This is a genomic window from Flavobacterium sp. FlaQc-47, assembly GCF_044006475.1.
GTDB lineage: Bacteria > Bacteroidota > Bacteroidia > Flavobacteriales > Flavobacteriaceae > Flavobacterium.
In genome coordinates, this window is sequence record NZ_JBIPCQ010000006.1 from 224,774 (window position 1) to 249,112 (window position 24,339).

The window sequence follows — 24,339 nt, forward strand, 5'->3', positions numbered from 1 at the left end:
ACAGACTTTATTTGTAATCATTTTATTTTCTAAAAGCTTAATTTATGACATATAAAAAAAAGCCTGAATCTTTCGAAACAGGCTTTGTAAAAAAAAATAAAACTAACACAAAAACTTAATTATATCCTTGATTTTGTTGAAATTCCTTCGTCACATCGATTACAGACTGCGGAATTGGAAATACTCTTCTAAAAGGTTGTGAAACGGGTTTTGCAGTTCCCGGTAAATCAAATTTTCCAAAACGGATCATTTGTGGTCTTCTGTACAATTCCCAGTACAATTCAAAACCTATTTCGTTGTACAATTGTGTTGCATCTAATGATGTTAATGCTTTTCCCGGCGCACTTGCGTATAATGATTCTCTTTTTCTGCTGGTACGCAATTTATTAAGATCTTCCATTGCTAATGCCGAATTTCCTTTTCTGAAATATGCCTCAGCTCTCATTGTGTAAATTCCCCCTAAACGGAATAACGGAATATCAACATTACTGTTACCGTTTCCTCCTTCAGGATCAAATTCGTATTTGAAAACACGGGCTCCCTGATTGATTTCGTTTTGAGCAAAAACTGCCTGAGCAGGGTTTTTGAAGGTTAGAGATGGTGTGAAATCCATTCTTGTAGTCGTGCTTTTTTCCATATATAATGGAGAAACTTTGATACGGTTTCCAACCATTTCAAGAGATCCTGAAGCTAATAATATAGGTCCGAATTGTGGTCCGGCTACAATTCCTCTTGTAAAGTGAAACCAGGGTAAATTGGTACTTTTAGGAACAATGTCGGTTGCAGGAACACTTGGCGTTGTTCCATCGTTTGTAAACCATGTTCCGTCTCCATATTGATACGCTTGATTAAATCTTGGATCATCGTGATTTCCGTTCCATGTTGCGTAGAATTCCGGAGTTGTACAGGCTGCATTTGTTCCTCTGTTTGCGGCAGAAGTTCTCTGGTTACGCTCCATACATACATATGCAAAACTGTTTGAACCGTTACGGATATAATCTATTTTTTGAGAAATGGCAAAAATAAGTTCTTTTCCGTTTTCGTTGTCTCTTGCGAAATTTTTGAAATAATCACTTTCTAAACTAAATTTTCCCGAGTTGATTAATAATGAAGTATAATAAATTACACGATCCATATCAGTTCCTGTTCCGCTTGCAGCAGCTTCATTAAAATTAAAATTTGAAGTGGCGTTGAAACGATCTTTAAAAACGGCACGATTCAAATACATGGTGCTTAAAAATCCGTAAGCAGCTTGCTTTGTAAAACGACCGTGGTGCGTTTGCTGTTCTCCAAACTCGGCTAAATCCGGTAATAGTGCTTCAACATCGGTAATTAATTTATCGATTTGAGTATCGGCTTTTAAAATTTGCAATGGCGCAGCAGGATTCATAGGATCTCTGAAAGGCGCTTGTCCGTATAAATCTAAAGTCGTGTACGTATAATACGCCAGTAATGCTTTGGCTTCAGCCAAAAATAATTTCTTTTGCGGTATTGTACTTTCTTCAATAGACTGAATCGCCGTTAAGGAACGCGTGATTCCGTTTGTCAGTTTGTTCCAGTTATCACCTACAATTGCGTTATCAGATTTCCATGTAAATTCATGCATGTCTCTCCATTTACCGCCATCTCCCCAGTCACTTCCGCGAGTAGGCAAAATTGCTTCATCTGTAGTGTATTCCTGTAATGAAAAAACACCGCCGTGATCTACAAATGTTCCGTCTCCTAACCTGTCATAGGCTGCTGCAAGAGCTCCGGCAGGATTAGATGCATTATCTCCCAAAACTTCATCCAGAACAACTTCGTTAAGGTTTGTACAGCTGGCAAAAAACCAGATAAAAGAGAATACTGCTATTGATTTTATAGTAAAAATTGTCTTTGTCTTCATAATAATTATAATTTTAAAGTTGCTCCAAAACTAAAAGTCCTGGAAGTTGGGTAACTTGCATAATCAATACCTATAGATTGATTTCCTCCGTTTGATTTTGGACTGTTGATTAAAGGATCATAACCCGTATAATTGGTAATTGTAATTAAGTTCTGACCTGTAACATAAAGCGTTAATCCGTTTAACCAGTTCACTCCTTTTAAATCAAAATTGTAACCAATACGAGCTGTATTTAACCTGATGAAATCTGATTTCTCTAAAAACAATGTCGATAAAATTGGTGAGTTGGTTGCATTTGCGCCAGACTCATAATATCCTGTAGCAACGTTTCTGTCAGATGCTAAGTTGTTTATGTTTAAAGCATTCAAACCGGTATTGTTCAACAAATAACCTCCGGTTTGCCCAATGATCGAGAATGAAAAGGTGAAGTTTTTATATCTCATATCACTATTAAATCCGTAATAGAAAGTTGGCAATGCCCCTTCGATAATGATTCTGTCACTATTGTCGATTTTACCATCTCCGTTTTGATCTTTAAAAACGTTAGCTCCGTTAGCATCAAAACCTGTATGCTCTAACAAATAGAATGAACCCGCAGCATAACCACTTTTGTAAATGTTAGCATTTACTCCTGATTGTCCAGGTCCTGAAATGGTTCCTGTTAAGATTTCTGAAACTGGAAGATTCTCTATTTTATTTTTTAAAGTCGCTCCGTTTGCATCAATATTCCACGTAAAGTTTTTAGTATCAACAATTTTTGAACCTACCATAAATTCGAAACCTTTATTGATAATTTCACCGTCAATATTGGTCCAGATTGTATTGGTTGGACTCAACGCTTGTGATGGAATATTCAAAATAGCATCTGTTGTAGTTTTGTTGAAATAATCTAATGTTCCGTATAATTTATCATTCCAGAAACTAAAATCTAAACCTGCATTATATTGCGTAACCACTTCCCACTTTAAATCCGGATTTGGCGTTCTGTTTACAGCGATTCCGTTTACCAGATTCAAATCATTGTATAAATAATACCCATCAGCACCAGAAAGTGAGTAACTTGCTTGTGTAATTTTGTTTTCTACTTCCTGATTTCCTGTTTGTCCCCAGCTTAATCTTAATTTTAAGTTGCTTATCGCCGATACATTTTCCAGAAAACTCTCTTTAGAAATATTCCATCCTAACGCTGCCGAAGGAAAGTAACCGTATTTATTATTATCTCCAAAACGAGTCGAACCGTCAGCTCTCATCGAAGCGGTCAAAAGATATTTATTATTGAAAGTATAATTTACTCTTCCAAAATAAGATTGCAATTCGTTTTCCTGAGCATAACCCGTAGTTCCGGATTGTGTTCCTGCAAATCCAGGATTGATTGAAGGTTTTACGCCAACACCCTGATTTGAAATTCCGTCGATACTGAAACTTGTTCCTGATCTTTCGAATTTTTGATACGAGAAACCACCTAAAACCTCTAATTTATGTTTGTCTAATAATAAATTATAAGTCAAATAATGCTCTACTAAAGAGTTTTTAGAATCTAAATTATTCTGAACGTATTTCCCTTTTGGATTTAAATCTGTAACGTTCGGGTAAATTGTAGTGTTTCTTTGAGCCGTAGAACGGTCAATTCCCAGATTCAGTTTATATTCCAGTCCGTTAAAAATTCGGAACGAAACTTCCATATTTCCTAAAACTCTCAACATGCGCGTTTGATCCTCATAAATGCTCAATAAATAAGCAGGATTATAATGCGCGTTCATATTAAAGTTCGTATACTTTCCGTTGGCATCAAAAACAGATCTTGTTGGGTTTGCCATCAAAGTATGCACAATCAACTGTCCGTTTGAACCTCCGTCATCACTTGTAGGAACTCCGTCATCTTTAGTTTCACTTGCCGTAAGATTCAGTTTTACTTTTAAACGTTTATTGTCCAAAAATGATTCGGCAGCGTTAATTCTACCCGACATACGTTTGAAATTACTGTTTCTAATAATACCTTCCTGATCCATTTGCGCCACAGATGCATAATAATTTCCAGATTCAGTTTGTTTAGAAAAAGACAATGAATTGTTTTTTGTAACCGCCGTTCTGTAAATTACATCTTGCCAATCTGTGTTTCCGCCATGATCAAAAGCTTTTTCTTTAATCGCGCTTCTGTATTGAGATGCACTTAAAACATCCAGTTTATTCGCTACAGTCGAAAGTCCTGTATAAGTATCAAAAGTTAAAGTCCCCTCGCCTTTTGATCCTTTTTTTGTTGTAACCAAAACAACTCCGTTAGATCCTCTTGCACCATAAATTGCTGCTGCCGAAGCATCTTTTAAAACCGTAATCGATTCGATATCGCTGCTGTTTAAAAAGTTTAATGGATTTTTTGCTGCCGAAGCCCCAAAACCAACATTTGTTCCTGAAGGGCTTACATCATCATTTGCTAACGGAACTCCATCAACAACAAACAAAGGCGTACTTCCGCTTCTGATCGATCCCACTCCACGAATGGTAACGTTTACACCAGCTCCCGGTTCTCCACTTGTGCTCACCACACGAACTCCAGCCACTTTTCCTTGTAATAAGTTATCCGGTGAAATTGTAATTCCCTGCTTAAAATTTGCTGCTTCAAGCTGTGTAACGGCTCCGGTAACATCTTTTTTAGATTGTTTACCGTAACCTACTACTAAAACCTCATTTAGCTCAGCAGTATCAGGCTCTAACTGAATAGTCATAAATCCATTTTGTGCCGAAACAGTTTTGGTTTTATAACCTACATATGAAACTTCAATAGTTTTTCCGTCCCCAACAGTAATTTCAAAAACTCCGTCGAAATCAGAAACTGTTGTGTTTGAAGAATTCGTTTCCTTAACGCTCGCACCAGGAATTGGCACTTTGTTCTCGTCAACAATTTTTCCTTTTATCTTAACTCTGTCCACTACTTTATTAGTAATAGTTTTAGGCGCAATTGTTTTTTGAATTAAAACTAATTTCCCGTTTATATTGTAATTAAAATTAGCTTTTTTAGATAAATCACTTAAAATTAAAGCGATAGATTCATTGGTATAATTAACTGTATAAGTAGTATTATCAGCAATAATAGCTTGTCCGTAACTAAATTTATAGTCCGTTTGAGCACTTAATTTTGAGAAAATAGAAACAAGCGTCGCTTTTTCTATTTTATTGTTTACTTTTGAATCCTTCGATTCTTTTGGGAAATTAGTTTTACTGTAACCAATTTGTACGGCCAGTAACGCTAGTACTAAAAAGACGATTCTCTTTAGATTTAAATAAGGAAGTTTAAAATACATGATTTAAGTTATTGGTTTTTTTTACGATACTTAATTATTAATCGCAGTTGTTCTCAGCAACTGCTTTTTTGTTTTTAATCCACTTTTACTATTTCGCCATAAACTTTAAATTTTAGGTTTGTGATGTAATTAATTTGTTCTAAAACATTCTCTAATGATGCGTCCTTCTTGATGAATACCGTTAACGGCGTTGCTAATACGAGCTTATCTTCATACTGAAATGAAACTCCGTATTTATATTGTAAAATGGTAATCACTTGTTTAAGTGTGGTTTGATTGAGTGTAACATCTGTATTATACCAGTTGACTAACAGTGATTTATCTGCAAATTGTTTGCTTAGTTTTTGAGTTTCAAACAACGCTTCTTCATTAGGAACCAAATCAACGCTTTGCCCTTTGCCGGAAACATTTACTTTTCCGGTTACAACAATAACTTCACATTTTGATTTTGAAAGCTGAATGTGAAATGAAGTTCCCACAACTCTTGTTTTGATTTCGCCCGACGTAATGATAAAAGGATGCTTTTTGTCTTTGGCAATTTCAAAAAATGCATTTCCTTTTAATAACGAAACCTTTCTTTCATCTCCTTCAAATTTTTCAGGATATTGAAATAATGAATTTGCTGCCAGATAAATTTCCGAGCCATCACTTAAATGGATAGATTTGGGGACATCTGATGTTTTAAATGTTAATTGCTTTTCAACAGCAATTTTTGGTTTTAAGAAAAATCCTAAACCTGCAAGTAAAAGAATGCTGGCAGCTGCCATATATTTTAAATAAGGATTAAAAGTTTTCTTCTTCCCTATTTTAAGCTGTATATTGTGATATATATTTTGAGAAACTTCATTAGAATTTCCCATCGAAGATTCCTCCCAATTTGAATTTTGATATTCCTTTAAAGCAAAATCATTCAGTAAGTTTTCTTCTGCTTCAGATGTTTTATTTCGACTGCTTTTATCAACTAGATATTCTAAACTATGTTTGATTCTTTTTATCATAATACTTATTATTACCTGCTGCGACTATTATTTAAACACATAGAGACATAGTTTTTTGTACTTATTAAAGGCGTTTCACTTGCATTAATAATCATAGCTCTTTACGTTTAGCTATGTGTAAAAACTAGTTTTTTAAGATTCCCTTTTTTTTAAAGAAAAATCTATGTTTCTATGTGTTTAATAAACTCGCCAATTGTGTTTAACAGGCTTTGTTATCTATAAGTACCAAAAAGATAAAATCGTACTACCCGGAAATATTATGAAACCATTAACAGAAAGTTATCTTAAAACTTTTGATTTAAAATGATGAATGGAGCAAGCCAGGCAAGGTCTTTTAAGCCTTCACGCAATTGTTTCAATGCCGATGAAATTTGGTTTTTCACCGTTTGTTTTGAAATTCCCAATTCATCAGCAATCTGATCAATCGACATATCCTGAAATTTGTACATTAATAAAACCTCTTTACGTTTCTCCGGAAGTTTGTCTAATAAGGAATAAAGTAAATCTGTTAATTCAGGATCAATCGAACTGAAATTATCAATAATATAATCTTCAAATTTATCTTCAAGAATCGTCTTGTCAAATCTGTTATTTTGGTAATGTTTGAAAACCTGATTTTTTACTGCCCGAAACAAATACGGTTCAATTGCATTAATATTCAAATCGTCTTTTCGTTCCCATAAATCAATAAAAACATCCTGAACTATGTTTTGTGCCAAGTCTTTATCCTGAGTCATCGTATACGAAAACGCATTGAGCTTTTTCCAGTAATCGGTATACGTTTTTTCAAAAATTTCAGGGTTTTTCATAACTTATTTCGGGACTGTTTGGTGATGTAAAATAATAAAATGTTATACCAAAGTTTTTTGTCTGAACGTTATCTTTAAATTAAATAAAGAATTATTTTGATGTATAAATACTACTATTTTCAAGCAATGATGACAATCAGGTTGCTATTTCTTTTTTTTTTAATAACATAAAAACCAAACACAACTCCTAATTTAGTTTCCGCTGAAATACTGTTTGGATACTAGTATAAAAAGATAACACAAATTGAACGAATTGTCACTAATTTCGTTCGTGAAATTAATTTCACAAACAAGATCAACGTATTAAAATTTGAGTAGATTCTTGCAATTTGTGTCCTAAATTGATTTATACTATTTATGTCCAACGGTGACTAAAACGGTAATTTTCTTGTGCTGCGTCCTCAGTATTAATAAAAATTACACTTTCAAAATCATGAAACACATTCTGTTTACATTATTTCTTGCCGGCGCAATGCATAATAGCATCCAGGCACAAAATGACAATCTGAAAATCAATCAAATACAGGTAATTGGTTCACATAATAGTTACCGCCAGAATATTGAACCGGATTTATACAATCTGATTCAGGCAAAAGATACTACCCGCTCCCTAAAAGGTTTGCAATACACGCACATTCCAATCACGGAACAATTGAATAAAGGTTTACGAAATCTGGAAATTGATGTTCAGGGCGATCCTAAAGGCGGAAGATATGCGCACCCTAAAGGTTTGGATTTGGCAAAATCTGAAAAGGCTTATGACCCAAATGGAGAAATGAATAAACCGGGTTTTAAGGTTTTTCATATGATCGATATTGATTTTAGAACTTCGTGTTACACGTTACAAAGCTGTCTTGCAGAATTAAAAAAATGGTCTGATGCAAACCCTGATCATATCCCGGTTTTTATTACACTGGAACCCAAAGATGACGATAGTTTTTTAGGTACAAAAGCAGAGAAGTTTACACCTGAATTGTTCGATGCTCTAGATGCTGAACTTCGTAAAGGATTAGGAAATAAACTCATTACACCGGATATGGTTCGTGGAAAATACAAAACTTTAGAAGAAGCTGTTTTACACAACAATTGGCCAACATTGAAAAAAGCGAAAGGTAAATTCTTGTTTATTTTAGATAATAACGGAGCAAAAAGAGATTTATATGCTCTAAATCATCCATCATTAAAAGGACGCGCCGCTTTCATCAACGCTGATCCCGGAAAACCCGAAGCCGCAACCCTGTTCCGCAACAACTCCGAAGATCCTGAAATTGCTGATTTAGTAAAAAAAGGATATCTAATTCGCACAAGAGCAGATTCAGATACAAAAGAAGCCCGCAAAAATGATTACACGCATTTTGAAGCCGCTAAAAAATCCGGAGCTCAGGTCATTACCACAGATTATTATTTGCCAAGCACGCTTTTTAGTTCTCCTTATCAGATAAAATATGATGACGGAACCTATGTGAGGGTTAATCCGGTTAATGGAATTGAGTAAGTTTTCAGTTTTCAGTCTCAGTCTCAGTTTGAAATGAGTTAAAAAATTTAACCGCAACGAGCGCAAAGGTTTTTTTTAGATTGCGGTTAGTAAACGCAAAGTTCTCAAAGCTTTATCAATTAGCTTTGCGAACTTTGCGTTTTATATAAAACTTACATGTAAAAAATCTTTGCGCTCGTTGCGGTTGAATTCACACCCCAAATTACGTTCCAACAAAACTTGAAACCTGAAACAAATTAAACCTGAAACTATTTTTCGCTCTTAATTTCCCCCGTTTTCAAATCTACACTAAAATGATCCGCAGGAACTTCATGCATAAACTTATTGAAGATCGTCAGAAATAATCGCATTTGGTTTTGCAATGGTTTTTCTTTTGAATTATCATCTTTATGATTCTCAAAAAACAATTGAGATAAGACCTTATATTGTTTCGCTCTCGCTGTTCCAACATCCGTTAAAGCCAATTCGTCAGCACTTCTAAAACGGTAAAAATCGACTAATAAATCATAACCCGTCCAGTTGAAATCTTGTTTTTTAAGATTGTTTTCTGATAAAAACTTTACTGATTTTGTTTCAGCAGCTGCCCATTCATTTTTAAAGTTTTCTTTGTTTTTTAAAATCACATCAAAATCCTTATCCGATTTTATATTGGCTAAAACCAATAGATCTTCTCCGGAAACATTCAGGATAAAGTTCTTGAAACCTGTTGGCCAATCATCTGCGAGAAATCTCAACCGAACTAATTCTTTCAGGTGAAAATCAGTAAAATCGTGATAATTTTTAGTTTTTAAAATATCAATATTCCAGATATCTTTTGCGTTTTGACTTTGTAAAAATTGATATTCCATTTTGTACAAATCAAAAAGTTCGTTGTAACGCGGAACCTCATCGATTGTAATGGTTTGAATATCGACAAGATTGTCTTTTTTGATTGTCAATAATTTATACGCCGGAATATAGGCTGCCAAAGATGGCGTCTGGATATTTACCAACGTATTCCCTTTTGCCGTAGTTCTGGTTCCTGTATCGTTAATATGCATATGTCCGCCAAAATGAATCTTCAATCCTGCATCGGCAAAAACCTGCGCTACTTCTTCCACCGGAACGCGGTTCAATTGCCATTTATTCGGACCCAGTAATTCTTTAATTTCCGCAGAAGCGTCATCATTAAAATCAATCATCGGGAAATGACTGAAAGCAATTAAAGTTTTGCCTTGTAGTCTGGCTTGCGCCGAAATTTCTTCGACCCATTTTATGAGGTGTTTTTTGTTCGAAAGCACGTTGTTGTAACCCGTACTGGCTTCGGCATAACTTTTAGAATCTTTAGGATCTCCATCATTTTTCTTCGGAATATAAACATTACCGTCAATCGCCATTAACCAAAGTCCGTCAACAGGTTCTACGACATAACTCACATCAGGAACTTCAAATCCGGGTGCTACATTGTAAACCCTATTGGATAATAATGCCGCTTGTGAAGCTTTTTCAAAACTATAATTCTGATTGGTATAAGTTGAAAAAGGAGTTGCCCAGAATTTATATTTTTTATTGGGATAAAAACCAAAATTTTTAAGATTATCGGTGATTCCTAAATAACCCATTTTAGCAATATCGGCGGTAATAATTACGGGCTGTTCAATCGTTAAGTTTGGCTTATACAGGCCTTCTTTGCTATAAATGGGTTGACTTTTTCCGTCTTTTCCTAAAAAATCTTCTTTACCGGATTCTTGTGCAAAAGGTCCAACGGGATCGTGATTTCCTGTGGTGATGAAAAACTCGATATTGTATTTTTTTCTATATTGATCTAAAATTTTCTCTAAGCCTTTTACGTGAATCGGCTGACCATCATCAGTGTAATCTCCCGGAAGTACAACATATTTTATCTTTCTTTTTGCGATATCTTCTAAAGCTGCGATGAAAGCAAAATAGTTCTCATTGAAAATTCGGGTCGAATGTAACTGAGATGCCATTGTTCTCATTAACGTATATTTTCCGGTTTTCGTATTCAAAACACCTTTATAATCATTATCTGAAAATGTCCCGAATAAATCCTGCAGATGAACATCGGATAAAAATGCAATTTGTGTACCGTCCAGATTTTTTTGCTTTTGTGCTGAAATGCTTCCGTTTAATAAAATAAAAAATAAAACGGTGAAGGTGTTTTTATGTAAAGAGGGAATTTTTAAAGTCATAGTTTAATCTTTTACAAATGGGGATTTAGAGAAGTTGCAATTTTATGAATTATAACCTGAAATGCCTTTATGATAGTGTTATGGAAATTTTATTTAACGGCAAATTGTGTTAATCTTTTCCTGGTTTGCGAATTTAACCGCAATTTGCGCAAAGGTTTTTTACTTTTAAGGTTTTTTATAAAAGCAAAGTCCGCAAAGCTTTGTATTGAACTAGCTTTGTGAACTTTGTGTTTATTTACCACAATATGAGACAGAAACTTTGCAGCCTTTGCTGTTAATTTTAACACAGAGAACGCAAAGATTTTTTACTTGTAAGTCTTGATAAAAACGCAAAGTTCGCAAAGCTTTGTATTGAACTAGCTTTGCGAACTCTGTGTTTACTAACCGCAATGTGTAAAAAAAAAACTTTGCATTCTCTGCGGTAATTTTTTTTCTCCGCACCAATAACCACAATCTTGTCATTTCGACAGAGGAGAAATCGCACTTGAAAATCGACAAACATTGATTCTTTTCTTTGCGTTCCTTCGACTTCGCTCAGGATGACAAAATTGTGTATAAAATTCTTTATTTTTTTATAAAACGTTTCACCGTTTGTTTACCATCTACATCAAAAACGATGAAATATATACCTCTGTTTAAACCGGAAACATTTACATTATTATCTTTTATTTCCTGAGTTTTAACTAAAGTTCCCGTTTGAGAATCGAATATTTTTGCAGTTTGTCCTGTTATATCTGTAGTAAAGAAAAGCACATCTGAAACCGGATTTGGATATACATTTAGTACTATGTCTTTAATTTCTTCTTCGGCTTTAATTGAAGAAGTTTCAGGAGTAATTGTTGGAGCGTCAATTTTAGAAATTTTGATCCAGTTTATGTTCACATATGTATTTTGAATAACGACTGTAAAATTATATGTTCCTGCATTCACACTTACCATTTGTTTAACTGTTTGCCAATTTTGCCATCCTCCGGTATTGGGTACATCAATTTTTTTAAAAAAATCGCCAACGAGTATGTCTGGATATATTTGCCCTCCATCTACAGCACTCGCTACTCTATATTCTATTAAATAAGAACCAGATGTTGGAAAATTGACATTGTTGTACCCCAACCAGTTGTATGAATCTGTATTTCTAATATTTAAACCACCGCCAAGATCTGTTGTTGCTTCTGTTGTAATTCCTGCCATCGTTGAGTAATCTTCCGCCTGAATTAAAGCTGTAGTTTCTGGTTCGATTCTAGAAATCCTGATCCAGTTAATATTCACACTTGTATTTCGATTCCAGATTCCAAATTTATAGGTTCCGGCATTTACAGTTACAGTTTGTTTAACAGTCTGCCACTTTTGCCACCCTCCGGTATTAGGCACAAAAACATTTCCCAAATTAATAGTATTATTGTCTAAATCAGCAGACATTACGACCACATCTTTTGGACTCGCTACTCTATATTCTATTAAATAAGTACCTGTAGTTGGAAAATAGATATTGTCAAAATATAGCCTGTCGTAGATATCTGCACTAACATTTAAACCTCCACCAAGATCTGTTGTTGCTTCGGTTGTAATTCCGCTCATAGCAGAGTAATCTTCCGCCTGTATTAAAGTCGAAGTTTCTTCAGTAAAAGTTGTAGGAATTAATTTCCATTGGCCGCCAGTCTGGTTGACATTCTCCCATTGTTGCACGTTGGTGCCATTGTCCATACCTTCTCCCGCAACTTCAATCACTTTTCCGCTATGTCCAGCAATAATTTTATAAAATCCATCATCCATAGCAACCAGAATAAATTGTTGATTAGCTGCTTCTTCATAAGGATATTGTCTCACATTGGCACCGTTTTTTTGAGAGTATCCCTCTACATCCAAAGATTGTTTGCTATGATTGGCAATAATTTTATACAGTCCATCACCCAAATGTGTAAACGAATATTTTTGATTGTTTCTCTCACTTCTATTTTCTTGAACAATATTGGCACCACTTTTAAAACTTGCATCCTGCACGACCATATTAAGTCCGCTGTTTCTGTTTTGCAAAAAGAAGGTCTTACCGCCTAAAGTCGTAACTCCGTTTGCACGAATTCGAACAGAACTTACTTTATTATTCCAGGTTGCGTTTAAACTTGCACTATCAGAATTAATAACTAGTGAAGCTCCTGTAAAATTGTCATTCTCGTACAAAATCGCCTGAAATCCCTCGCTGACTTTAAGCGACGAAATATCATCTTTTAAAACACCTAAAGATTTTAAACGTTCACTATTATAACCTCCAATGGTCAATCCTGCTGAAAATCCTTCGTAATTAAAATCTTTATAAACCGTCACTACATCAGTAGACGGGCTGATTGTTCCTCCCGGCGAAATTGTTCCTGTAATAGAATAACTTCCGATAGAACCATAAGCCGAATATCCGCCAGATGCCGCATTTCCTGCTCCTGTACCTTGGATACTAATAAAATATTTACCAACTGGCAAATTCACATTCATAGAAGCGTTCAAAGCAAAAGGATCAGCGTTCCAATACGTTCCTATTTCTACACCTTCTGAATTATACAATTTAATCAAAAGATGAAGTATTCCATCGTTTGGCATTGTTGTGGCATTAATAGAAACATTTCCTCCGCCAGTTAAAAAACTAAAAAAATCATAATCAGATTCACTTGAAATAATACCGTTTTTTTGACTAATTACTCCATTGGCATCATAATCTAAATGTTCTGCAGTGGTAATATGATTTCCATAATCATCTGCACGATATCCTACACCAAATTTAGAACCTGAAATAATAGCTAAATCATCCTGCTTATTATTAGCGTAATCATATTCTCCTTTACTCCATTGCACAACTGGATTATAATATCCTATTCCCATAATAGGTGCCCACGAAGCATTGGGCATACCATAATAGTAGCCCTCTTCGGGATTTGTACAACCATCATGAGAAAGACCAAACGTATGTCCTACTTCATGAGATGTGGCAGTTGCTGCAATTTTGCCCGAAGTCAAAAATACCCAGCATGGTACATCATCGTTCCCGTTGAAGGAACCAATAAATGCTATACCTCCCGCCCCCGGTGATGCGGTATCTGTTGGTGTTACCACTACACGCATTCTTCTGTTTTTCGGATAGGTATTAAAAACGTCTTCGCTTGTTGTAACATTTAGATTAAAAGGTCGGTAATCTTCTGAAACTATTTCCCAATTATGCTGTATATCGGCATCGCTCATTCCGGATGGTGCTGCATTTATAGGGTTACCGTTATTCCACATATTTCCTGCAGACATATAATGCCCGTCATAATCTAATAAAACACAACCTGCCGCTCCCGGTAAACTTTGTAGTTTTAATAAAGCCGGGGCAATTGCTGTCGCAGCTGCCTTACTTGTAATTTTATTTACGTTTTTTGACACGTTATTGTAATCAATACAAATCAAAGTATTGATGTCAACTTTAGCAACAAACGCATTTCCGGTAGCATCTGAATAATATTTATAAGCCTCTTTTGTTTTCTTGAATAAAATATGTCCTTCAAGGGAATTACCTTTTACTTTAATATAAAAAGAAGATTCTTCACTATTTTTAATTTCCCCCATTAAAAGCTCACTTGAAACACCAGAGTCTTTATAATTAATTATTCCAATAAAATTATTTGATTTTTCTACTTCAAGCGAAACTGTTTTTGAAGTATTTTTTGAAGTAGAATTAACCAACCCTTTCTTTAAAGTATTCATAAAGGTTTTAGTTGAACCTAAAGAAGTTTGAGCAATTGCAAAACTGCTAAAAGCAATAAACAATAGAAAACTTAACCGAAGTCTGTATTTTTTTTTCATATTTATAAGAATTTTGAATTTAGTATTAATTGTTGCGCATAATTAATTACTATACAAATATAAGCCTCTATTTTAAAATATGTAGTATTTAACTTATTTAAATTAAATTAAAATAGTTAAAAAAGGAAGAATTTTTTTTCATTAAAAATGAGAGATAGGATATTATGCTGTTACAGCATTATCAGAAATAATTTCACCAAATTCTTTCAACAAAAAAAGGCTGCCATAACTGACAGCCTTTTAGATTTATTATAAAGTCACAAATTGATAACTTCTAACTTTTTACTTTTAACATTTTACTTCTTTATAAAACGTTTTACAATTTGTTTTCCGTCCTTATCAAAAACAATGATGTAAACACCTCGGTTTAAACCGGAAACATTGATATTATTATCTTTTATTTCCTGAGTTTTAACTAAAGTTCCTGTTTGAGAATCAAAGATTTTTGCAGTTTGTCCTGTTATATCTGTAGTAAAGAAAAGTACATCTGAAACCGGATTTGGATATACATTTAGTGCTGCGTCTTTAATTTCTTCTTCGGCTGTAATTGCGGAAACTTCAGGAGTAATTGTTGCTGCAGCTGCACCAATTTTGGTGATTCTGAACCAGTTGATATTTACTGCGCTGGTTTGAATGTAGATTCCAAAACTGTATGTTCCGGCATTTACATTTACGGTTTGTGTCACCGTTTGCCAATTTTGCCATCCTCCTGTATTTGGGATCTCTACATTACCTAAAATAATAGTTCCTCCGTTTAAGTCTGATGATATTTTGGCTCCAGCCACAGCACTTGCAATTCTGTATTCGATTAAATAAGAACCCGAAGTTGGGAAATTGATATTGTTATACGCCAGCCAGTCGCCTGTATCTGTGTAGGCAACATTTAATCCTCCTCCAGCATCTGTCGTGGCTTCGGTTTGGATTCCATTCATTGAAGCATAATCTTCTGCCTGAATCAGTGTTGAAGTTTGCGCAGTAGTTGTCGAAATCAATTTCCATTGTCCGCAAGTCTGGTTGTTATCATCCCATTGTTGCACATTTGCGCCATTTGCAGTACTTGCTCCGGCAACCTCAACAATTCTACCGCTATGTCTGGCGATAATTTTATAAAATCCGTCTCCGGTTGCAACCAGAATAAATTGCTGATTTGTTGTTCCGTTATACGGATATTGCTCTACATTGGTACCATTGGCTACATTAAAACCATTTACATCTAACGATTGTCCGCTGTGATTGGCAATAATTTTATACAAACCGTCGCCTAAATGTGTGAAAGTAAATTTTTGGTTTGCGCCTGTATTCACATTTCCCTGTGCAACATTGGCTCCGTTTGCCGTACTTGCATTCCAGACATCCATATTTAAACCGCTGTTTCTGTTTTGCAAAAAGAAAGTTTGATTCCCTAAATTAGTTACTCCGTTTGCGATAATTCGGATAGAAGTTACTTTATCATTCCAGGTTCCATTCAAACAGGAATTATCCGAATTAATTACGGTTGAAGCTCCTGTAAAATTATCATCCTGATACAAAATCGCCTGAAATCCCTGCGTAATTCTAAGCGAAGAAATATCATCATCCTGAACTCCTAAAGATTTCAAACGGGACAAATTATAATCGCCAATTGTTAATCCGCCAGAAAATCCGGTGTAATTACAATCTTTATAAACTGTAATTACATTTGTGGTAGGTGCAATGTTTCCTCCCGGCGGAATCGTTCCTGTAATGGAATAACTTCCGATAGAACCATAAGCCGAATATCCGCCATAACCTGCGCTTCCTGCTCCGTTACCGTCAACGCCTACAAAATATTTACCGGCCGGCAAGTTGACATTCATGGATGCATTTAAAGCATAGGGATCAGAGTTCCAATAGGTTCCCATTTCGGCTCCTGCCGAATTATACAATCGTAATAAAAGGTGCAGGTTTCCATCTCTTCCAACAGTATTGGCATTGATCGAAACATTTCCTCCGCCTGTTGTAAACGTAAAAAAATCATAATCAGCTTCACTGGAAATGATTCCGTTTTTCTGGTTGATAGTTCCGTTTCCGTTATAATCTAAATTTGCGGCAGATGCGGTTGTATTTCCGTAATCATCACCTCTGTAACCTACTCCAAATTTAGAACCTGAAATAGTCGCTACATCATCTTGCTTGTTATTAGCATAATCATATTCTCCTTTGCTCCATTGCACAACCGGTCTGTAATAACCGGCGCCCATAATTGGCGCCCATGAAGTATTGTTGATCCCAACAAAATACTCTTCGGCAGGATTAGTGCGTCCGTCATGACCAAGATCAAAAGTATGACCAACTTCATGCGCAGAGGCATCTCCACCAGATTTACCTGAGGTAATAAATACCCAGCAAGGTACATCGTTGTCCCAATTAAAGGAACCAAGATATGCCACACCTCCCGCCCCCGGGGCTGCAGTATTGGTTGGAGTTACCACCACACGCATTCTTCTGTTTCTTGGATAAGAGTTGAAAACGGCTTCGCTTGTTGTAACATTTAAGTTAAAAGGTCGGTAATCTTCAGATACTACTTCCCAGTGTTGCTGCACATCTGCATCGCTCATTCCGGATGGCGCAGCATTAATGGCGTTACCATTGTTCCAAAGATTTCCTGCCGGCATATTATAGCCGTCAAAATCTAAGAAGACACATCCTGCTCCTCCCGGCAAACTTTGCAAGTTCAATAAGGCCGGAGCAATTTGTGCAGCGGCTGTTTTACTTGTTGTTTGGCTTTTTTCAGGAACATTTTCATAATTCACGCAAATCAGCGTATTAATATCCACTTTTGATACAAAAGCATTTCCGCTGGCATCTGAGTAATATTTATATGCTTCTTTTGTTTTTTTCAGAATAATGTGTCCTTCAAGTGATTTATCCATCACCTTGATGTAAAAAGAGGATTCCGGAACATTCTTAATTTCTCCAATCAAAAACTCACTTGATGAATTTGATTCTTTGTAATTGATTTTTGCGGTAAAATTTTTATTCTCCGTCTCAAGCAAAACGGTTTTTTCTGCATTTTTTGAGGTGGCAGAAATTACTAATTCTTTCTTTAGATTATTCAGAAAGGTTTTACTCGAACCTAAAGAGGTTTGTGCGATAGCAAAACTGCTGAAAGCAAGAAATACGAGTAGGCTTAATCGAAATCTGTAATTGTTTTTCATATGATATTTGAGGTTTGGGGTTACACTATTTGCTAAAGTATTAACCGCAAAGGGCGCTAAGTTTTACGCAAGGCACGCTAACTTATTTCTCGCAAAGTCGCAGAGTCGCAAAGTAAAAAAAGCTAAAAGAAAAAACTTTGCGCCTTAGCGTCTTTGCGAGATTAAAAAAAAACAGCTTTGCGAACTTTGCGGTTAAAACTAAAATTATTTCTTAATAAAACGTCTTACCGTTTTGATTCCGTCTTTTTCGACCACAATCAAATAAATTCCTGATTTTAAACCTGTAACATCAATACTGTTACTACTGGCTTTTTGTGATGAAACTGTGGCGCCATCCTGAGAATTGATAATGCTCACGTTTGCTCCTGAAATTTCTGCAGAAAAGAAAAGTTCATTTTCTGTTGGATTTGGATAAACCGTTAAACTTTCAATTTTATCTGTTAAAGCCGATTTTTGCGCTAAAGCAGAAGCTGATTTCGTGATTCTGATCCAGTTGATATTGACACCGGTATTCTGAATATAAATTCCGAAATTATACGTTCCTGCGGTTACATTCACCGTTTGAGATACCGTTTGCCAGTTTTGCCATCCTCCTGTATTCGGAATATTTAAAGTACCTAACTGAATTGTTCCTGCGCTTAAATCAGATGAAATGATTGCACCGCTAACACCACTAGCCACTCTGTATTCAATTAAATAAGAACCAGATGTTGGAAAATTAATGTTGCTGTAAGACATCCAATCACCTGTATCGGCATAACCTACATTTAATCCTCCGCCGGTATCTGTGGTTGATTCGGTTTGAACTCCGCTCATGCTGGCATAACTCTCCGCTTCAATCAATACCGAAGCAGAATTTGTTACCGCTCTAACTCTTGCAGAAGTAGCTGTATCATTGAAATTATTATCTACCAGACATGTATCATCTGCAGTAATAATTACAGAAGAACCGGAAAAATTATCATTTGCGTAAAGGACTACTTCATAACCACTTTGCACTTTAAGCGAAGAAATATCATTATCTAAAATTCCTTTTGCCTGCAGTTGACTTAAAGTATAATTCCCAACAGGTAAACTCACCGCTTGTCCGCCATAATTACAATCTTTATATACCGTGGCTACACCAGTTTGTTGCGGTGTTTCATAAAATGTTTGTCCTGCCAGATTTCTTCTTTTTAATCCTTGTGCCTTATAATTGGCAACCAGAGTATTAACCTGAGTCAGATCTAATGCGGTATTCTTATAATATAAAACCCAATCTGTCATGAAAGTATTATCTCTGTTAGCATTGCTGGTTCCTAAAACATTGTTCCAGATCCAATTAGCGAATGCTATCTGCATATTACTTCGGGGATAAACCGAGAGACCTGCCTGAGTTTCATTATCCGTAACAGAATGTGTTGCAATAAGCGTGTTATCCATATAATACCTGATATTCACACCATCTGTACAGGTAGCAATGAAAGTATGCCACCCGGCTAATGATTTTTGCTGTGTCGAATAGGTTTTCCAGGGTTTCCACGGATCTGCAATATATTTGTGATACGAAGTCGTATATCCCACTCTGTTATCCGGAGAAACGCCCCATTTATCCGCAGCCATATACTCTATGATATCCAGTTCACTGTATTTTGTACCATCCTGAGCAAGTGCTGAACTTACAATGGTAAAAAACGTCTGTATATTAGCATCTTTACTTGCAAAAGCTTCATCTGATAAATACACTCTTGATGCATACGTTCCCTCAAAATATTCATACGAACTTTCGATTCTTGAATGTGTAACCGCTTTTGACTGACCGTTCACAGTTGTTTTCAACGTCATTAACTTATTCGTTGCATCATTTGGGTCTGTGATAAAATTGACATTATTACGGCTGTAAGTGGCTCCTTCCGGAGGTCCACTTACGCCATTAATAATTTGCCATTTGTTAAACGATGCCAATTGCGGATCATTATTACCTGAATAATTAAAATCATCAAACATGATAACCTGAGCCTGGCCGCTTAAACCAAAGAAAACAAATGCCAATAAAAGTAGTTTTGAATTACTAACTAGTATATATTTTTTCATGGTTATTTTTTCACAAAACGTCTTACGGTTTTGATTCCGTCTTTTTCGACCAAAATCAAATAAATCCCTGATTTTAAACCTGCAACATCAATACTGTTACTGTTGGCTGTTTGTGATGAAACTGTAGCACCGTCCTGAGAATTGATCACGCTTATGTTTGCTCCTGAAATTTCTGCAGAAAAGAAAAGCTCATTTTCTGTTGGACTTGGGTAAACTGTCAGACTTTCAATTTTATCTGTCGAAGCTGATTTTGCGGCTAAACCTGCTCCTGATTTCGTAATACGGAACCAGTTTAAATTTACACCTGTATTCTGGATATAAATTCCGAAATTATACGTTCCTGCATTTACGTTTACAGTTTGAGAAACTGTCTGCCAGTTTTGCCATCCTCCGGTATTCGGAATATTTACAGACCCTAACTGAATAGTTCCTGCACTTAAATCTGAAGAAATTCTGGCTCCTGAAACGGCACTTGCCACTCTGTATTCAATTACATACGATCCGGATGTTGGAAAATTTACATTATAATACGCCATCCAGTCGCCTGTATCTGCGTAACCTACATTTAAACCTCCGCCTGTATCTGTTGTTGCTTCTGTCTGGACGCCGCTCATTGACGAATAACTTTCTGCCTGAATTAAAGTTCCGGTTCCTGTTGGTGGCTGGCTTCCTGTAATAACCTGGTTTACGGCTGTCAATAATGATTTTGAACCAACGGCATCTTGTGATAATTCCCAAATCATAACTCCACCAGCATTTTGAATCGCAAATGTTGTTTTGGCTTTGATGGTTGGAATTCCGTTATAATAAATAGTATTCCCAACCTGATCCTGATTTTCTGCTCCCGGATATTGTGCTATAATATTAGCATAAGAAATTCCCTGATTGGCAGAGGCTCCAAAACCATATCCGTAAAACGGAAGTCCAATAATCGCTTTACTTGCAGGCAATCCTCGTCCTGTCCAGTAATTGAACTGATTCACCGCCATACTATAAGGAGAATGCTGTCCCGGAGATCCCGGTTGCCACGGTCCTGTTGCATCATACGCCATGATATTGATCCAGTCATACGCTGCAAAAGTAGACGATGGTACATTGGCACCGCCATAACCTTCAGAAAGTGCGGCTGTAATTTGTTTTCCTCCAGCATGTAATTTATTGGCTAATGCAATTACAAATCCGCCGTAATCACCGTTAATTGCAGGACCTTCAAGATCAACATCAACTCCGTCAAAATTATGTGCTACAACATAATCGTATATTTTCTGGATAAAAGCCGTTCTGTTTCCGGGTGTAATCAAATTGAAGTAATTGTCGCGAATGGCACCTCCTTCAGATATTGATCCTCCTCCCAGAGATACAAATACTTTTACGTTTTGTGCGTGTGCCGCATTAATAATGGTATTACTTCCAGAATTAAAACTCAAATATCCGTTTGCGTCAGGATTTTCAAACGCAATATTAATGTGGGTCAGTTTACTGTATTGAACGCTGCCTGAAAAAGAATTCAGGTCTATCCAATTGGGAATATAAGCGATTACTTTTTTCTGGGCGATTGACAAATTGAAAACTCCCAACACTAAAATGATCGTCCATTTTAGCGGCATTGTTTTGTAATTGTTTTTCATGTTGAAAATATTTAGTAGGTTAATTATTGATTCTAATTTTTAACACATAGAAACATAGATTATTAACTTTGACAAGAATGTTTCTAGAAACAAGTTTTTTCTCATAGCTATGTGCCTTCAAAAAAAAGTGAAACGCCTTTACCAGTTTTTATGCTATGAAACCTATATTTCTATGTGTTTAAAAATTTATTTTTATTGACTTATCTTATTTTTTAATGAAACGTTTTACTGTTTTTTGACCGTCTTTTTCAAAAACGATCAGATAAACGCCTCTCGTTAAACGCGAAACATCAATACTGTTGTTGTTGATTTTTTGTGCCGAAACTACATTTCCGGTTTGAGAATCTACAATGCTCACATTTCCTCCACTTACATCTGTTGTGGTATAAAGTGTGTTTTCAACCGGACTTGGATAAATATTCAAAGCCGTTGCAGCAACTTCTTCCTCAACTATTGGAGCCTGAGCCGTTTTTGCCGTTAAACCAGCACCTACTTTTGTGATTTTTATCCAGTTGATATTCATTCCGGTATTTTGAATGTAGATCCCAAAATTGTATGTTCCGGCATTCACGTTTACGGTTTGAGAAACCGTTTGCCAGTTCTGCCATCCTCCGGTATTCGGAATATCCACATTGCCTAAAACAATCGTTCCTCCATTTAAATCAGCTGATAATTTACCGCCTGAAACTCCGCTTGCCACTCTGTATTCTATTAAGTAAGAACCAGTTGTTGGAAAATTGATATTGTTATATGCTAACCAATCACCAGTTTCAGTATATCCTACATTTGAACCTCCGCCACTATCTGTAGTAGCTTCAACCTGAATTCCGTTCATTGCCGAATAATCTTCCGCCTGAATTAAAACAGAAGTTTGAGAAGACGTTGCGGGAACTAATTTCCATTGTCCGCAAGTTTGGTTGTTATTGTCCCATTGTTGAATAACAGCGCCGGAAGCTGTACTTGCTCCTGCAACCTCAACAATTCTACCACTGTGTCTGGCTACAATTTTGTAAAATCCGTCGCCTGTAGACACAAGAATAAATTGTTGGTTAGTAGTTGCATTGTAAGGATATTGCTCTACACGCGCACCATTAGCTTTATTGAAATTATTTACATCTAAAGATTGTCCGCTATGATTAGCAATAATTTTGTACAATCCGTCGCCTAAATGTGTCAATGTAAATTTTTGATTGTTACTTGAATTTAATGCGCCCTGATTAATGGCTGCACCGTTTGCCAAATTAGCATTCCAGACATCCATGTATAAACCGCTGTTTCTGTTTTGAAGATAAAACGTCTGGTTTCCTAAAGTCGTAGTTCCGTTTGCAATAACTCTTACAGACGTTACTTTATCATTCCAGGTAGTATTCAAACAAGTATTATCAGAATTAATCACGGTTGAAGCACCGGCAAAGTTATCATCCTGATATAAAATCGCCTGAAATCCGGGAGTTATTTTAAGGGAAGATATAGCATCATCTTCAATCCCTAAAGTTTTTAAACGAGCCAGATTATAATCTCCAATCGTTAATCCGCCCGAAAATCCGGTGTAATTACAATCTTTATAAGCCGTAATCACATCTGTAGTTGCCGGAACCGAAGGAACTGATCCTGCATATCCGCCAAAAACAGCAATAACTTTTGTAGGCTGTGGCGTATGAAGCGATGGCGACTGATCAGCCACATCATCATAAGCAAATCCGTATGCCAGATTATCAACGCTGATTCCCGGTAAATGCCAGAATTTTGAGTAATGATTGGTTGGGTTTACCTGATAAAATTTCGATGCATCGTACCAGTTTTGCTGACCCGGATTAGGCGTTGTTGTATTGACAACGTGTCTGTTTATTGCCGCCGTTAATTGCGCCTGAATCACAAGATCAAGATCTCCGTCAACCAGTCTTCTGTCCAGAACACCTTTTCCTTCCAGTGCTTCCTGAGTCGAAGGTCTGTTTTGAACACGTCCCGTACGACCCACAAATCCGCCTGATTGACCCACCATTTCAAGTTGTTCGCCAATAACTCTTCCTTTAAAAACTCCGGCGTCTCCGGCGTAAAATATCAAATCTTCATTTTTGTATTTGTTCCAAATTGCATCAATATAAGATTTCAGGTAATTTGCCTGTGGTCCTACAGAAGTTCCTCCGGTTCCATCAGCGAAAGCAGGCGTTTTTGACGGTGCCGTAATTTCGCCCGTTGTATTATTGACGCAACCCTGAAATTCTGATGGCACATTGGCTTTGAAAGCTGCCACAATATCTGCGTGTTTTTTTAATTCTCCCACTCTTTTTTGATATCCATTGGCACCAAATAATTCTAATCCCATTGGGTATTTATACGAATCTACTCTCGATGGATTTCCGAAGAAACCGTATTGATTGTTCGTTAATTCGATTATTTCGTATAAAATTCCCTGATTAGGATCTGTTGCATTCAAAGGATTTGGCGATGTATATCCTGACGGAGCGCCACTTGCACCAAAAAAGTAGAAATACAATTGCTGCCCTTTGGCAATAAAAACCCTGCAGCCTGCAATTTGAGGAAGCGTAAAAGTTTTGTTAGGAATCTCGCTCAATTTCGTAAAGCAATTGGCATATTTTGAGTTTTGTCCCGGTCCTGTATTTCCGCCAATTGTAGGTCCTGTAACGGTATTATAAGAGGCACTCATTGGTAAAACCTGACTTGTTTTGGCATTGACCCAAACATGATTTCCAGTGTTATAATCAATTCCCACAATCGCGACATACAATTCGTTGTCGTTAAATGTGGACGTATTACTTATGGTAAAGGGTATTGGTCCCTGACCGTACATGAGGTTTGACAAAACCAGAAATAGTGTTGTCAGAAGAGAAAATCTTCTAAGTTTGTTTTTTTTCATATCTAAATTAATTTTGGGGTTACGTAAATAGATTTCAGAATTAAAATGTCTTTTGAAAAAACTATAATTAATCTGCCG

The 24,339-nt window shown here is 36.2% G+C and carries 11 protein-coding genes; 1 reads left to right on the plus strand and 10 read right to left on the minus strand.

The genetic code is table 11. The annotated features are described in order from the left end of the window. Positions 1–115: 115 nt before the first annotated feature. From ACHRVX_RS19240 to ACHRVX_RS19255, 4 genes are all read right to left on the minus strand, one after another. The gene (locus ACHRVX_RS19240) at positions 116–1,885 is read right to left on the minus strand and encodes a RagB/SusD family nutrient uptake outer membrane protein (RefSeq protein WP_395335180.1); all 1,770 of its coding nucleotides are present in this window, start codon (positions 1,883–1,885) and stop codon (positions 116–118) included. A 5-nt stretch (positions 1,886–1,890) separates the two neighbouring features. Then, positions 1,891–5,184, minus strand: a complete 3,294-nt coding sequence (locus ACHRVX_RS19245) for a SusC/RagA family TonB-linked outer membrane protein (RefSeq protein WP_395335182.1) — start codon at positions 5,182–5,184, stop codon at positions 1,891–1,893. 74 nt (positions 5,185–5,258) lie between these two features. After that, the gene (locus ACHRVX_RS19250) at positions 5,259–6,182 is read right to left on the minus strand and encodes a FecR family protein (protein ID WP_395335184.1); all 924 of its coding nucleotides are present in this window, start codon (positions 6,180–6,182) and stop codon (positions 5,259–5,261) included. A gap of 284 nt (positions 6,183–6,466) precedes the next feature. Next, positions 6,467–6,991, minus strand: coding sequence for an RNA polymerase sigma-70 factor (locus ACHRVX_RS19255; protein WP_395335186.1), 525 nt, complete (start codon positions 6,989–6,991; stop codon positions 6,467–6,469). Between the two features lie 433 nt (positions 6,992–7,424). Between ACHRVX_RS19255 and ACHRVX_RS19260 the strand changes: the two genes are divergently transcribed. Beyond that, positions 7,425–8,486 carry a phosphatidylinositol-specific phospholipase C1-like protein gene (locus tag ACHRVX_RS19260; RefSeq protein WP_395335188.1) on the plus strand — a complete coding sequence of 354 codons (1,062 nt, stop codon included), beginning with the start codon at positions 7,425–7,427 and terminating at the stop codon, positions 8,484–8,486. Positions 8,487–8,734: 248 nt separating this feature from the next. Here ACHRVX_RS19260 and ACHRVX_RS19265 read toward each other — a convergent pair whose 3' ends face one another. The 6 genes from ACHRVX_RS19265 to ACHRVX_RS19290 all read right to left on the minus strand — a co-directional run bounded on the left by ACHRVX_RS19265 (position 8,735) and on the right by ACHRVX_RS19290 (position 24,261). Then, positions 8,735–10,678 carry a metallophosphoesterase gene (locus ACHRVX_RS19265; protein WP_395335189.1) on the minus strand — a complete coding sequence of 648 codons (1,944 nt, stop codon included), beginning with the start codon at positions 10,676–10,678 and terminating at the stop codon, positions 8,735–8,737. Between the two features lie 564 nt (positions 10,679–11,242). Then, the gene (locus ACHRVX_RS19270) at positions 11,243–14,506 is read right to left on the minus strand and encodes a carbohydrate-binding protein (RefSeq protein ID WP_395335190.1); all 3,264 of its coding nucleotides are present in this window, start codon (positions 14,504–14,506) and stop codon (positions 11,243–11,245) included. A gap of 296 nt (positions 14,507–14,802) precedes the next feature. Continuing rightward, a complete protein-coding gene (locus ACHRVX_RS19275) occupies positions 14,803–17,682 on the minus strand; it encodes an RICIN domain-containing protein (RefSeq protein ID WP_395335191.1) in 2,880 nt (959 codons plus the stop codon). 204 nt (positions 17,683–17,886) lie between these two features. Beyond that, positions 17,887–19,755, minus strand: coding sequence for a carbohydrate-binding protein (locus ACHRVX_RS19280; protein ID WP_395335193.1), 1,869 nt, complete (start codon positions 19,753–19,755; stop codon positions 17,887–17,889). A 2-nt stretch (positions 19,756–19,757) separates the two neighbouring features. Then, positions 19,758–21,383 (minus strand): glycosyl hydrolase family 18 protein, encoded by a 1,626-nt coding sequence (locus tag ACHRVX_RS19285; RefSeq protein ID WP_395335195.1) that lies wholly within the window; start codon positions 21,381–21,383, stop codon positions 19,758–19,760. Between the two features lie 205 nt (positions 21,384–21,588). Beyond that, on the minus strand, positions 21,589–24,261 hold the full coding sequence (locus ACHRVX_RS19290) for a beta-1,3-glucanase family protein (protein WP_395335197.1): 2,673 nt from the start codon (positions 24,259–24,261) through the stop codon (positions 21,589–21,591). Between the last annotated feature and the right edge of the window lie 78 nt (positions 24,262–24,339).